This is a genomic window from Staphylococcus sp. HMSC65H10 (genome assembly GCF_001839185.1).
Classification (GTDB): Bacteria; Bacillota; Bacilli; order Staphylococcales; family Staphylococcaceae; genus Staphylococcus; species Staphylococcus simulans.
Map to the genome: position 1 here is coordinate 1 of NZ_KV840385.1, position 359 is coordinate 359.

The 359-nt window shown below is 38.7% G+C and carries 1 protein-coding gene; it reads left to right on the top strand.

The window, feature by feature from the left end; translation table 11 throughout:
• Window positions 1-359: FIVAR domain-containing protein (locus HMPREF3270_RS13975; protein ID WP_176746728.1), on the top strand; the 359-nt coding region annotated here is incomplete at both ends.

The window sequence follows — 359 nt, forward strand, 5'->3', positions numbered from 1 at the left end:
GCATTAGATACAGCAGTAACTGTTGAAGCAGATCAAAATGCAACGCAAGAGTCTGTGAACAAAGCAACTTCTGAGTTAGAAAAAGCAATCGAAAATAAAGTGACTCAAGATAAAGTCGATGCCTTCAACAAAGCACTTGAAGCATTGAAAGTACAACTTGCAAGCTCAAGAACAGTGGTTAAAGATAACTTCACACCAAACAGTGTTGCTCCATTCGAAGATGCACAAGCGGTGGCACAAGGCATCGTGAACAATCCAGAATCTGTAACAGTAGAACAAGTTGTCAAAGCAACAGAAGTCTTGAAATCAACACAATCAAGCTTAGTAACCAAAGCAGATAAATCAGAACTTGAAAAAGT